The organism is Sphingomonas psychrolutea, from assembly GCF_014636175.1.
In the GTDB taxonomy this organism is placed as follows: Bacteria; Pseudomonadota; Alphaproteobacteria; order Sphingomonadales; family Sphingomonadaceae; genus Sphingomonas; species Sphingomonas psychrolutea.
On the sequence record NZ_BMDW01000007.1, the window covers coordinates 21,428 to 34,534 of the forward strand.

A 13,107-nucleotide genomic window follows, 5' to 3' on the forward strand; every position below is an offset into this window, starting at 1 on the left:
TTGTGCGACGCAGAGGCAGGGTGTTTCATACCGCCGTTCCCACCAAAAGGCCGATCCCTGCCGTCAACGCCATCGCCAGCGCGCCCCAGAAGGTGACGCGGATCGTCGCAACCCAGACCGGAGCGCCACCCGCCCGCGCGCCAACTGCACCCAGCAGCGCAAGAAATAGTAGCGATGCAATGGCCTCGATCACGACCAACCACGGGGCGGGCAACCAGGGTGCCGGGGCGAAAATCACGATCGCCAGCGGAAGCGCGGCACCGGCAGTGAAGGTCGCGGCCGAGGTGAGCGCGGCCTGGATCGGGCGCGCGGTCGTCATCTCCGATATGCCGAGTTCGTCATGGGCATGGGCCGCGAGCGCGTCCTTCGCCATCAGCTGCCGCGCGACAGTGTCGGCAGTGGCCGAATCGACGCCGCGCTTCATATAGATCCCGGCGAGTTCGTGGATTTCCGCCGCGACGTCGCCCGCAATTTCTGCCTGCTCGCGCGCCAAATCGGCCCGCTCGGTGTCGGATTGCGAACTGGCCGAAACATATTCGCCGGCCGCCATCGACATGGCACCCGCAACCAATCCCGCGACACCGGCAATGAGGATATCGCCCGGTTTCGCGGCGGCTGCCGCCACGCCGATGATCAAGCTGGCGGTCGAGACGATGCCATCATTAGCCCCGAGGACGGCGGCGCGCAGCCAGCCGATCCGCGACACCAGATGGCGTTCGGGGTGAAGGTGGAGCCTAATCATTGCCGTGTTCGCCTTGTTCCGGAGCACCGCCGTCCTCGCCAGAATCGGCGTGGGCGCCTGGGGTGAATGCCAGGGGGTCTATGGTCGTTGCCGCATATGCCGTTCCAGCGATGACGATCGCCGCGATCGGCAGCGCCAGCGGCGCGGGCGGACGCGCATCGTCGACACCGGGGTGCAGATCGGCGCGCTTGGTGCCGGTGATGAACGCCCTGATCAGATTATCTTTGGTCAGCAGCGACATCGCGATGACGGCGATGACGTGCAACGCGATCAGACCAAGCAGGACATTGGCCAAAGCCTCGTGCAAGCCGCCTTCGGCTTCGCTCCGCATCGTGGCGCCGGTATAGATGATACCGCCGACCGTCCCGAGCAGCGCGAGGATCGCGATGCCGCCCAGTGCATTGTGACCGACCGATCGTTCTGGTTTGCCGGCGAGAAGACTGCCGATGTGATGCGCGATCTGGCTGGGCTTTAGAAAATCGGCGAAGCGTGCATGCTCGCCGCCGACAAAACCCCAGACAAGCCGGAATGCAATCAGGATCGCGGCGACCCACCCGGCCGGGACATGCCACGGCGCCAGCGCGCTATCTTCCTCCGACGACAGGAAGGTAATCAGGATTGCCGCGACCAGCAGCCAGTGGAACAGCCGCACGGGCAAATCCCAAACGCGAAGACGCGGCGGGGAGGGTGGGGTGGCGGTGGATCGAGGGGGCGTCGACAGGTTGGACATGGTCACCTCCGTGGAGGGGATGCCATCCGCTTACTTGCTGACCGAAACCTGACGCCGGGGCCAATTTCGTCAAGTCGCCGCCGATCAGCGGTCTCGCGCTGCGGGTCTTTTGGCGGGGTTGCCACCGAGCCGCTTTCGCCAATCGACCCGCGCCAATGCAATCAGCGAGGCGATCATCAAAAGCTGGAGGGCAATGCTCGCTGGGCTGGTGACCATCTTGAGGAACTGATCCCCCATCGGCGTCTTCTGAAGGCCCTTGGCCGTCACCGCGTAGATCGAATAGGACACCAGTCGCCCGGCGAAAAAGGCGGCTGTAAAGCCGGTAAGACGGACGCGCGCGAGGCCCGCCGCTTCGAACAATTGCGCGGACGGTAACGGCGATAGCGCAAACAACCCCAGGGCCAGGAACCCGCCGCTTTTGTTCCGTTCGAGCGCGTCGCGTGCCGCCGCGAGATTACTGCGGATCCGTGCGGGGACGCGCCGGCCGAGCAGGCGGAAGGCGTGGGCGAGGGCAAAACGACCGGACGCGGCGGCAAGCGCGCCGGTCAGGATGATGGCAGCCGTGGGCATTTGCGTGCCAAGACCATAAAGAACGATGATCGACCACGTCGGCGGGCCGAATGCTGGCAGCAGGTTCACGCCCAATACGATCACGAACAAGAGCAGATAGCTGTTCAGTCAGTCCTCGGCTTTCGGCGGCTGCGCGTCACGCATGTTCGGGCGCGGCGAACGTAACGCGGAACAGCGCGCCGCCGCCAGTGGCGTTTTCGACCGTGATCGCGCCGCCATGTGCCTGCGCAAGCCGCTCGACAATGCCGAGGCCAAGGCCGGCCCCATCGCTTTTCCGTCGATCCTTGCGCCAGAAGCGCTCGAAGATGTGGGGCAGGTCTTCGTCCGAAATACCCGGGCCATGATCGCGCACGCTAATCTGTGGTCCAGGGCCAGCCGTTACCTCGATCGGTGTCTCGCCCGGTGCGTGCGCGAGCGCATTGTCGATCAGATTGCGATAGATGCGATAGATCGCTTCGGCATGCCCGCGCGCGCTTGTATCCCCGATCGCTTCGAACCGCAGGTCGCGGTGCGCGTCGAATACCTTCGGGGCCAGTGTGGCGACGATTTCGCGGCCAATATCGGCCAGGTCGACGGTAGTGTCGGGTTCGACCGCCAGCGCATCGGCCTGTGCCAAGTCAAGCATCTGGCTGACCAGACGCGTCATATGCTGCGTGTCGGCTTGCAGCTCGTCACGCAGGGGGCTGGGGGGCAATTTGTCGAGCGAGAGCTGCAGGATCGACAGCGGCGTGCGCAGTTCGTGCGCCGCATTGGCGGTGAATCCGCGCAGGATCGCCATCGTTTCGTCGAGCCGGGTCAGCGCACGGTTGACGGCACGGACGAGCGTATTGACTTCGCGCGGTTCGGGCACCTCCGACAGACGCAGCAAGACGTCGTACGGATCGAGCGCATCGACCTCGGCTTCGGCGCGCCGCAGCGGCTGAAGGACGCGGCGGACCGCGACGATATTGAACAGCAGCAAGAGCAGCGACAGCGGGATCAGTGGCAGGAGCACATGCTGCACGATCTCATTGACGATGACGGGCACGTAAGGGCGAACGCCGTCGCCTTCGAACTGCATGAACAGCCAGCGCTGCTGTCCATCCTGCACAACCGACCGGACCCCTGAGATCCGATAGCCCCCCGCGATACGTTCACGGCGCGTCCAGTCCATCAAAAGGGCGCCCGGGGAATCGGTGCGGAACAGCGGAGCGATCGGGCTGTTCGCATCCGGCTCGACATAGCGCGCGGCCCAATGCTCGGCACCGGGTGGCCCGGCCAGCAGATCAGGCGCGAGCGCGGTCGACCCGGCCGCCTTGCTCGCTTCGAGGGTCAGCAGTTCCTGCGCGAGCGATTCAGGCTGGCGGTTGTAGGTGAAGATGACGATGCCGACGTCGAGTAATGCGAACAATAGGGTAAAGGCGGCCAGCCGCGTCGCAATTTGCCGGAACAGCGTCGGGCCGGCCAGTGCTTTCAAGCTGTTCTTCGCTCTATCCATATACGGAGACAGGCGCGAACAGCGCATAGCCGACGCCGTGGACGGTGCGGATCTGTACATCGGCCCCGGCGGTGCTCAGCCGCTTGCGCAGGCGTGACATGCACGCCTCCAGCGCATTCGGCGTTACTTCGGCATCCATCGAGTAAAGCGCGCCTTCGAGCGCGGGCTTGGCAACGACATGCCCGGCTCTGCGCAACAGGCATTCAAGCAGGTCGACCTCACGCGGCGTCGCCTCGACCGAACGACCGGCCACAGCAACGCTCCGTTCAGCCGAATGCAGGATGACGTTTCCGACCGTCAATTCGGTCCCCAGCGACGCCCCCGGTCGCCGCAACAGCGCGCGGCACCGTGCCGCCAGCTCCGGAATCTGGAACGGCTTGACCAGATAGTCGTCCGCGCCGGCATCAAGGCCCAGCACCCGATCATCGAGTCCGCCGCGCGCCGTCAGGATCAGGATCGGTATCGTATCCCGCCGCCGCCGTAGCGTGCGGACCAGATCGAGCCCCTCGCCGTCAGGCAGGCCGAGATCGAGCAGCATCAGGTCATAAGCGTTGATCTTCAGCGCGTGTTCGGCGCCATCGACCGTTTCGCACCAATCGACGGCGAAGCCCTGACGATCAAGCCCCTCCCGGATCAGGCTTGCGAGCCGGGCATTATCTTCAATCAGCAACAGGCGCATTGTCGATGTCCGTCCCTTCTGCGGCGCGCTTATAGCCGGTAATCATCGCGAGCGGCAGGTTCTCGTGGTGACGGATGCTTTCGACGATCGCGCCAATGACGTGCAGCGCAACCGCACCGATCAAGAGGTTGGCCGTCACCTCATGCAAGGTTTCGACCCAGCCGACGCCCCAGAACGCATCGAGGCCCATCATCCATCCAGTCGTGCCGACCATCGCCAGCAGCATCAGCAACAGCACGATCATCGCCGCGCCCGCCGGATTATGGCCGACATAACGCAGCTCGCGCTTCCTCCGCATCGCGGCAAAATACCCGACCAGTCGATGCGGGCCGGGAACGAAGCTCGCGAAGCGGGCATGGCCCCGCGCGACGAAGCCCCAACCGAGCCGCACAAGAAGCGCCGCAATGACGGCATAGCCGACATAAATGTGCGGGCTTTCGGCATGCCTCAGAAGAGTAAGGTTGGCGACGACGCCGCCCACGACGGTCCAATGAAAGATCCGGACGATTGGGTCCCACACCCTGACCCGGCGGGGGACCGGGTCAGGGGTGGGCGTGGCGACGACAAAGGGGGCAGTCGCGGCCACGATCAGTCGACGTTGTTCTGGATAACCGCGCCGGTCACCGGGTTGAAATAGACTTCGGCGCGCTTGCCATCCTTAGTGTGGGCATAGATTTCGTAGCAGCTACCCGAGACCTGGAAGACCTTGATGTCGCGATAGCCCATCTTGGCAATTTTCGCCTTCATTTGCGCCTGGGACAGCCATTTGGCCGGAGGGAGCTTGGTGCAGACCGGGGCTGCGCTCGCCATGGCGGCGACGGACAGAGCGGAGGCGGCAACGGTTAGCTTGAACACGGTCGAGAGCTTCATCGGGACAATCCTTATTTGATCGGGGATGCGCCCCGGCCAGATCGAACTGCGCCTGCCGGCTGACGGAAAGCTGACGGTTAAAGATAAATCCGTTGTCGTGGGTTTTTCGCGGCATTTGGTCGCCGCGTCAGGAGTGCGTCAGCACATCGTTGCACAAGCCGGGCGTCGCCGCTGTCGGCGCACACCGGAGATTGACCATGAACCGTTCCCTGTTCGCAGCGGCTGCCAGCGTTGCCGCTTTCGTTTCAACCAGCGCGATCGCCGCTCCACCGGAGGGCAAACCGCTCTCGGCGCAGACTCGCGCCAATCTCGAAGCCGCGATGCACGGCGAAGCCTATGCCAACCTCAAATATCTCCGTTACGCCGATCAGGCGCAGGCTGCTGGAAAGCCGGCGCTTGCCACGCTGTTCCGCGCGTCGGCGAACATCGAGGCCAACGAACATTTCGACCGCGAGGCACAGGCGCTCCAGCTCGGCGGTGCGAGCAGTGCCAATCTCGAGGATGCGATGGCCGGCGAGCATTATGAGAACGTCACGATGTATGTGACCTTCGCCAAACAGGCCGAGGCCGATGGCGATGCAAAGGTCGCAGCGATGTTCCGTCAGATCGCGGTCGACGAGGGGACGCATTACGACGCCTACAAGGCGGCGCTGGCAAAACTGCCCCGGCGCTAAGCGCATCGTCGGTGTCGGCTAACATCGCGGTTAGGCGGCACCGACCGTGTTTGACTGAAATGAACGCGGCGCGATCACCGCGATTGCGCCGGTGGTCGCGGGCTTACCGCAACGGGTCGGTCAAAGGGGCTACGCCGAGCGGAGGTTCCGGTTCGCCAGCATCGCCCGCTTGGCACCAAAACGGCCGCGATGGTGAAGTTCCGGGTTCTTTCAATCAGCCTGCCTCAGCACCGATATCGCCGTCGCCTCTGCTCAGTCTTGCCGCATGCGCGGGAATACGCGCATCAATTCTTCGAGCTTGAGCGCCCGTATTTCGGCATCGCCAGTGGCGGCGGCTTCGTCGAGGCAATGGCTTACGTGACCCCGCACGAGTTCGGCTTCGACTTTAGACAAGGCGGCCCGTGCGGCCTGCACCTGGGTCACCACGTCGATACAGTAACGGTCGTTGCCGATCATCGCGGCAATTCCCCTGATTTGCCCCTCGATCCGCGCCAGCCGCTTTCCCAAAGCATCCTTGTTACCGCTGTAGCCTCGCATGCGTCGCTCCAATCCAGGTTCGGGTTGCTTATACCCCCAAGGGGTATCATATAGGCGGTGGGGCGGCTGGGAAAAGGATTTGTTGATGACCGATCATCCCGTGGCCGTCCCCTCCATGCCCACCACCAAGCCTGACGATGCTCTTCAAGGCGTATGCGGTAGCTGTTCAACGTCGAAGGGTGTCGACGGCGCAATCACGGTTCTTGATCCGGTTTGCGGGATGACGGTCGATCCAGCGAAAACCGCGCATCACGCCACCCATGCGGGAACGGACTATCATTTCTGTTCAGCGGGATGCCGCACGAAATTCGTCGCCGCTCCGGCGCGCTATCTGACCGCGCCCTCACGCGCCGCGCCAGAAGCTCAGGAGCGTGCGATCTGGACGTGCCCGATGCACCCGCACATTCGACAGACGGGGCCGGGGACGTGTCCAATTTGCGGCATGGCGCTCGAACCCGAAGCCCCGTCGCTCGACGATGCACCCAACCCCGAACTGGTCGATTTTACGCGGCGGTTCTGGGTATCGGCAGTGCTGGCGGTGCCGCTCCTCATGCTGACGATGGGGACTGACCTGCTCGGGCTTCATTTCGTCAGCGCAACCTTTTCGCCGTGGATTCAGCTCGCACTCGCTGCGCCGATCGTCCTGTGGGCCGGCGCGCCCTTCTTCGTGCGGGGCTGGAATTCGCTCAAGACACGCCACCTGAACATGTTCACGCTGATCGCGATCGGGGTCGGCGCCGCCTTCCTTTACAGTCTTGTCGCGACGCTCGCGCCGGGGATTTTCCCCGATACGTTCAAGATGCACGGGATGGTGCCGGTCTATTATGAAGCGGCAGGCGTCGTCGTTGCGCTGGTGCTGCTCGGCCAGGTGCTCGAACTGCGCGCGCGTGCGTCCACCGGAAAAGCCATTCGGGCGCTCCTCAACCTTGCGCCAAAGACTGCGCGGCGGATTGCACCCGACGGGACGGAAAGCGAAGTCCCGCTCGCCGACATCGTCGCAGGCGACCACCTCCGGGTCCGCCCCGGTGAGGCCGTGCCGGTCGATGGCATCGTCGTTGACGGCACATCCTCGGTCGATGAATCGATGCTGACCGGCGAACCGCTACCGGTCGCAAAACAAGCAGCGAGCGCGCTGACCGGCGGCACCGTCAACGGCACGGGCAGCCTTGTCATGGAAGCGCAGGCCGTCGGCAGTGACACGATGCTCGCGCGCATCGTCAAGATGGTGGCCGAGGCGCAGCGCAGCCGCGCGCCGATCCAGGCGGTCGCCGACCGCATTTCGGGCTGGTTCGTGCCATTGGTGATCGCGATTGCGGTTCTCACCTTCATCGTCTGGAGTGTGGTCGGCCCCGAACCGCGGATCGGGCACGCGCTGCTTAATGCGATCGCGGTGCTCATCATCGCTTGTCCCTGTGCGCTCGGACTTGCCACGCCAATGTCGATCATGGTCGGCACCGGGCGCGGCGCGCAGGCAGGGGTGCTCGTCAAAAGTGCCGAGGCCCTCCAAGGCTTCGAGCAGGTCGATACCCTGCTGATCGACAAGACCGGCACGCTTACCGAAGGCAAGCCGAAGCTTGTGGGAATTGAGACGGTCGGGGCGCTCAGCCATGATGATCTGCTGCGGTTCGTCGCGTCGGTCGAGGCGCGCTCCGAGCATCCGCTGGCCCACGCGATCGTAACGGCAGCCAAGGAGCAAAATCTGGCGCTTGCCGCACCCGAGGGCTTTGAGGTTCAGGTCGGCGCCGGCATCAGCGCCAACATCGACGGGCACACCGTCGTCGTCGGCAACACCGCGCAAATGCAGCGTATCGGTGTCGATGCACAGCCGCTCTTTGACGCATCGGAGGCCAAGCGCCGCGAAGGTGCAGGTATTATGCTCGTCGCGGTCGATGGCGCGCTTGCCGGGTTTATCGCGGTTGCCGATCCGATCCGGGCAAACGCCCGGGAAGCGATTTCCGCGCTTCGCAAACAGGGGCTGCGCGTCATCATGCTCACCGGCGACAATCCGACGACCGCGCACATCGTTGCCGACGCGGTTGGCGGCCTCGACGGCGTTCACGCCGAACTCAAGCCCGAGGACAAAGCGCGCATCGTTGGTGAGCTGAAGGCAAAGGGCGCAAAAGTCGCGATGGCAGGCGACGGTATTAACGATGCACCCGCACTGGCTGCGGCCGATGTCGGGCTGGCGATGGGCACCGGCACCGATGTCGCGATCGAAAGCGCAGGGATCACCCTGACCAAGGGCGACCTCGCCGCTGTCGTGCGTGCCCGCGTGCTTGCCAAGGCAACGATGACGAATATCCGGCAGAACCTGTTCTTCTCGTTCGTGTTCAACGGGATTGGTGTGCCGGTAGCGGCTGGCGTGCTCTACCCGCTTACCGGTCTGGTCATGTCCCCGATGTTCGCCGGTGCCGCGATGGCGCTGTCATCGTTCACGGTTGTGGTGAACGCGCTGCGATTAGGCCGCATAAAGCTTTAGCCGCCGTCGATCGCCGCATTCTGCGCTGTCGCGACAGGAGCGGTCAGCAAGCGGCCGGCCGGGTTTGCCCGTCCATAGCGGGTGCGGTCGCAAGCTCTCCGCACTCGCCAGCGTTATGGCGCGATTGGCTGTTTCGAACAGCCAATCGACGGTACCTCCCCGAGGGGAAATGATAAGCTAATGATATCTGTGTTAAAAAATGGTGCTGCCGGTGAGGATTGAACTCACGACCTCAGCCTTACCAAGGATGCGCTCTACCACTGAGCTACGGCAGCATACCGTCGGCGCTTACGCTGCCAGCGGAAGCGGCCTAAGAGCCGGATGCAGCGGCAATGTCAACTTGATTGTCGTGAGGGAGCGTATGACGTGACGACGAAGGAGGACGAGACCGCCGCGCGACTGGCGGCGGCGCTGCGCGAAAACCTCAAACGCCGCAAGGCACGCGCGCGCGCGCTCGACCTGCCCGCCGACCCCGACACGCCTAAGCGATAGGCGCGCATTTCGCTGTCAGCCAAGCGCGCTCGTCGGCGTCGAGCTGCGCACCGATCACCGCCACCACGCGGGCATGATAGGTATCGAGCCAGTCGCGCTCGGCCGGGGTGAGCAAATCGGCGATGATCAGCGTGCGCTCGATCGGGCAAAACGTCAGCGTTTCGAAGCCAAGCATCGTTCCGCCTTCCAGCGCACGTTCCTCGACGAGGATCAAATTCTCGATCCGAATGCCGTAGGCGCCCGCTTTATAATAGCCCGGCTCGTTCGACAGCATCATGCCGGGGCGCAGCGGTTCCGCCGGTCCGCCGCCGGGATAGAAAGGCTGGGCGATCCGCGCCGGGCCTTCATGCACCGAGAGATAGGCGCCGACGCCGTGGCCGGTCCCATGCGCGTAATCGAGGCCGATTTCCCATAAGGGCCGCCGCGCGAAGCCGTCTAGCTGGCCGCCGGTGGTGCCTGCCGGGAAGATCGCAGTGGCAAGCGCGATATGGCCCTTCAGCACGCGGGTAAAACGGTCGCGCATTTCCGGCGTGGGCTCGCCGATCGGCAGCACGCGCGTCACATCGGTCGTGCCATCGGCATATTGGCCGCCCGAATCGACCAGATAAAGCTGCCCCAGTTCGAGCGGCGCGTTCGAGTCTGGCGTCGAATGGTAATGCGGGCTGGCGCCATGCGCGCCGGTCGCCGAGATCGTGTCGAACGAGGTGTCGAGCAGCACGCCGGTGGCTTCTCGAAATTCCTGCAGCTTGGCGACGCAGGAGAGTTCGGTCAGGCCGCCCTTGGGTGCCTCGGCCTCAACCCAGCGCAGGAAGCGCGCGAGGGCGGCCCCGTCGCGCGCAGAAGCGGCGCGGTGGCCGGCAATCTCGGTCGGGTTCTTGGTCGCCTTGGCGAGGGTGACCGGATCGCGTGAGGGGAGGATCGTCGCGCCGCCTTGATCGAGCCGGTCGAAGATCGCCGCCACCGCGCTTTGCGGGTCGGCGGCAATGCGCTTGGTCGCGTAGACGCCCAGCGCATCGGCGAAGGCCTCGCGCGGGTGGAGGCGGATCGCGTTGCCGAGATGCTGCCGCACCGCATCGGTGAGCTTTTCGGGCGCGACGAACAAATCGGCGGTGCCGTCCGCATCGACGATCGCATAAGCGAGCGCCACCGGCGTGTGCGCGACGTCCTTGCCGCGCACGTTCAGCACCCACGCGATCGAATCGAGCGCGGTGAGGACGACCGCATCAGCCTGTTGCTCGGCCAGCCAGTCAGCGATGGCGGCGCGCTTGGCTGCCGAGCTCAGCCCTGCTCGTGCATCGTCCTGGACGGCGAGCTGCGCATCGGACGGGGCGGGGCGGTCGGGCCAGACCGCATCGACCGGGTTGGTGTCGACCGCGACGAGCTCGGCCCCGCGCGCGGCCAGCGCGGTGCTGGCCTCGGCGACCCACGCCCGCGTGTGGAGCCATGGATCATAGCCGATCCGCCCGCCCGCCGGCGCGTGTTCGCCCAGCCAGTCGGCGATGCTGGTGGCGGGGACGGCGACATAGTGCCAGTCGTCGCCCGAGACCTGTTCGCGCACTTGCAGCGTGTAGCGTCCGTCGGTGAAAATCGCGGCCGCCTCGGGCAGCACCACCGCACTCCCGGCCGAGCCCTGAAACCCGGTCAACCAGGCGAGCCGCTGGGCATAGGCCCCGACATATTCGGACATATGCTCATCGGTAAGCGGGACGACGAAGCCGTCGAGACGCTGGCGCGCGAGCTGGGCGCGGAGGGCGGTGAGGCGGGCGGTGTAGGTCGACATGCGCTTTCTCGTGATTGCAGGATCGGGGAATGGTGCGGGATGCAGCTTAGCAGATCGGGTGGGGACGCAGCAGTACCTTGGCAGATCGCACGTGCGCGCGACAGGGCCGGCGGCATGGATTCCGCTGGCGCACCCCCTTCGCCTGCGGGTCCGCTATAATTATGATTAGTTTCATCCGCTTCTTCCCGAAGGTGGGCTTGCCCGTGTCGATCGCCAAGCGTCTTCAAATCGGTACTGCCCTGATCATCGGGATCGTCCTGATCGCGATCGGGATCGCGGCCTACAGTATCAATGTGGTGCGGATCGGCGGCCCCGTCGCCGAACAGATCCAGTCCGCGTCGGACTATGTCGCCGATATTTTGCCGCCGCCCGAATATGTGCTCGAACCCTTTCTCGAGGCGACGTTGCTCGCCAATCACCCCGACCAGATTGACGCACGCGCGGCCCGGCTTGCGGCGTTGCGGCGCGACTATGACGATCGACATGCCTATTGGTTGCGTGCCAATCTCGATCCGGCGTTGGTGGTCGCGCTGACTCGTGATGCCGATGCGCCCGCCCGCCGCTTCTGGGACGGGGTCGATCGCTTGAAGGCCGCAGCGCGCGCGGGCGATCCGATAGCCATCCACGCAAGCTATGCGCGGCTCGCTGCCGACTATGCCACGCACCGCGCGCTGATCGATCGTGCGGTGACGCTTGCCGGACAGCATCAGACTCTGCTGAAGGCGCGCTCCAGCGCGACCCTGACGGCCGCGTCGATCGCCTTGCTTGCGCTTGCGGCGATGGTGCTCGGGCTCGCGATCGGTGCGGGCGTCTATTTGACGCGCACGGTGATGACGCCGCTCGGTAGTTTGATCGAGGTGACGATGGCGCTGGCGAACGGGAGCGATCGCGCCGTCCCGTATTGCGACCGTCGCGACGAACTCGGCGACATGGCGCGCGCGGTCGATGTCTTTAGCTGCGCCGCGCGCGACCGCGCGATCGAGGATGCGCGCACGAGCGCCGAGCAGACGTTCATCGCCGACAATCTCGGCCAGATGCTGCGGACGATGGCATCGGGTGACTTGCGCCACAGTACCACGATCGTGTTTCCACCCAGCTATGCCGGGGTCCATGCCGACCTTGACCGGGCGATCGACACGCTGCGCACGATGGTGCGCGCCGTGGTGGATACGACAAGCGACATCGATGCCACATCGGGGTCGATCGCGCGCGCGACCGACGATCTCGCCCAACGCACCGAATGCAGCGCTGCCGCAATCGAGGAGACCTCCGCTGCGATCGAGCAAATGGACCAGCGGTTGCGCAGCACCGCGCAGGCCGCGCAAAAATCGTCGCAAGGGTCGCAACAGACGCTCGATGCGGCCGGCGACGTTCGCAAGCGGACCGACGGCGCGATCGAGGCGATGCGCCGCGTTTCGGTCAGCACGGCGGGAATCGACGATGTGATCGAAGGACTCGACAAGATCGCCTTTCAGACGCGCGTGCTGGCGATGAATGCCGCGGTCGAGGCGGGGCGCGCGGGCGACGCCGGGCGTGGTTTCGCGGTCGTCGCCGATCTCGTTTCGACGCTTGCGATGCGCGCCGAGGAGGAAGCGAAACGCGCGCGGGTGCAGCTCAGCGCAACGCAGGATGATGTCGGGGTCGCCGTCACGGCGGTCGGGCAAGTCGATGGTGCGCTCGAAACCATTCTTGCGCGCTGTGCCGAGGGGGCGAGCCTGTCGCGCGACATCGCCGATGATAATGCCGCGCTGGCAAGCTCGATCGGCGAGATCAAGGGCGCGGTGACCCAGCTCGATGGGATCGCGCAGCAGAATGCGGCGATGGTGGAGGAAACCTCGGCCGCGGCGGCGTCGCTCGCTTGCGATATCGCGACGCTGGCGGGGCATGCCAGTGCCTTTCGTCACGATGGCCGCGAACAGGACGTGCCGGTGGCCCTCGACCAGCGCGTGCGCGTCGCACGAGGTTTGCCGAGCGCCGTTGTGCCGATCCTATCCGCGCTCGCGCGGATCCCTCGCGTGCCCGTCGTTCCGATGGTGTCTGCCTGAGCGAGGTCATAACCGCCCGCATCTCGACTTGG

13 protein-coding genes and 1 tRNA gene are annotated in these 13,107 nt (G+C 65.0%); 4 read left to right on the top strand and 10 right to left on the bottom strand.

Annotated elements, in window-relative coordinates:
- Positions 1-25 precede the first annotated feature (25 nt).
- The 7 genes from IEV62_RS07170 to IEV62_RS07200 form a co-directional block, all read right to left on the bottom strand.
- Positions 26-742, bottom strand: coding sequence for a VIT1/CCC1 transporter family protein (locus IEV62_RS07170; RefSeq protein WP_188446197.1), 717 nt, complete (start codon positions 740-742; stop codon positions 26-28).
- Entirely contained in the window at positions 735-1,472 is a 738-nt protein-coding gene (locus IEV62_RS07175; RefSeq protein WP_188446198.1) for a cytochrome b/b6 domain-containing protein, read from the bottom strand. The genes IEV62_RS07170 and IEV62_RS07175 overlap by 8 nt, the downstream gene beginning before the upstream one ends.
- Before the next feature lie 84 nt (positions 1,473-1,556).
- Positions 1,557-2,111 (bottom strand): hypothetical protein, encoded by a 555-nt coding sequence (locus IEV62_RS07180; protein ID WP_229732895.1) that lies wholly within the window; start codon positions 2,109-2,111, stop codon positions 1,557-1,559.
- A gap of 67 nt (positions 2,112-2,178) precedes the next feature.
- Entirely contained in the window at positions 2,179-3,519 is a 1,341-nt protein-coding gene (locus tag IEV62_RS07185) for a sensor histidine kinase (protein ID WP_188446199.1), read from the bottom strand.
- The gene (locus IEV62_RS07190; protein WP_188446200.1) at positions 3,512-4,198 is read right to left on the bottom strand and encodes a response regulator; all 687 of its coding nucleotides are present in this window, start codon (positions 4,196-4,198) and stop codon (positions 3,512-3,514) included. The genes IEV62_RS07185 and IEV62_RS07190 overlap by 8 nt, the downstream gene beginning before the upstream one ends.
- Complete coding sequence (locus tag IEV62_RS07195; protein WP_188446201.1) at positions 4,179-4,784, bottom strand: cytochrome b/b6 domain-containing protein; 606 nt, start codon at positions 4,782-4,784, stop codon at positions 4,179-4,181. Before IEV62_RS07195 ends, IEV62_RS07190 begins: the two co-directional genes overlap by 20 nt.
- Positions 4,785-4,786: 2 nt before the next feature.
- The gene (locus IEV62_RS07200; RefSeq protein ID WP_188446202.1) at positions 4,787-5,068 is read right to left on the bottom strand and encodes a PepSY domain-containing protein; all 282 of its coding nucleotides are present in this window, start codon (positions 5,066-5,068) and stop codon (positions 4,787-4,789) included.
- A gap of 197 nt (positions 5,069-5,265) precedes the next feature.
- Between IEV62_RS07200 and IEV62_RS07205 the strand changes: the two genes are divergently transcribed.
- A complete protein-coding gene (locus IEV62_RS07205; protein WP_188446203.1) occupies positions 5,266-5,742 on the top strand; it encodes a rubrerythrin family protein in 477 nt (158 codons plus the stop codon).
- Positions 5,743-5,994: 252 nt separating this feature from the next.
- Here IEV62_RS07205 and IEV62_RS07210 read toward each other — a convergent pair whose 3' ends face one another.
- Positions 5,995-6,279, bottom strand: coding sequence for a metal-sensitive transcriptional regulator (locus IEV62_RS07210; RefSeq protein ID WP_188446204.1), 285 nt, complete (start codon positions 6,277-6,279; stop codon positions 5,995-5,997).
- Positions 6,280-6,394: 115 nt separating this feature from the next.
- Between IEV62_RS07210 and IEV62_RS07215 the strand changes: the two genes are divergently transcribed.
- Positions 6,395-8,758 (top strand): heavy metal translocating P-type ATPase, encoded by a 2,364-nt coding sequence (locus IEV62_RS07215; RefSeq protein ID WP_188446349.1) that lies wholly within the window; start codon positions 6,395-6,397, stop codon positions 8,756-8,758.
- Positions 8,759-8,958: 200 nt separating this feature from the next.
- On the opposite strand, the gene IEV62_RS07220 is transcribed toward IEV62_RS07215, so the two are convergent.
- Positions 8,959-9,033, bottom strand: a tRNA-Thr gene (locus tag IEV62_RS07220).
- Between the two features lie 91 nt (positions 9,034-9,124).
- Between IEV62_RS07220 and IEV62_RS18350 the strand changes: the two genes are divergently transcribed.
- Positions 9,125-9,250, top strand: coding sequence for a hypothetical protein (locus IEV62_RS18350; protein ID WP_268234235.1), 126 nt, complete (start codon positions 9,125-9,127; stop codon positions 9,248-9,250).
- On the opposite strand, the gene IEV62_RS07225 is transcribed toward IEV62_RS18350, so the two are convergent.
- Positions 9,240-11,030: an aminopeptidase P family protein gene (locus IEV62_RS07225; protein WP_188446205.1), complete on the bottom strand. Its 1,791-nt coding sequence runs from the start codon at positions 11,028-11,030 to the stop codon at positions 9,240-9,242. The genes IEV62_RS18350 and IEV62_RS07225 overlap by 11 nt on opposite strands.
- A 161-nt stretch (positions 11,031-11,191) precedes the next feature.
- Here IEV62_RS07225 and IEV62_RS07230 point away from each other — a divergent pair, with 161 nt between their 5' ends.
- Positions 11,192-13,075 carry a methyl-accepting chemotaxis protein gene (locus IEV62_RS07230; RefSeq protein ID WP_229732897.1) on the top strand — a complete coding sequence of 628 codons (1,884 nt, stop codon included), beginning with the start codon at positions 11,192-11,194 and terminating at the stop codon, positions 13,073-13,075.
- The last annotated feature ends 32 nt before the right edge of the window (positions 13,076-13,107 follow it).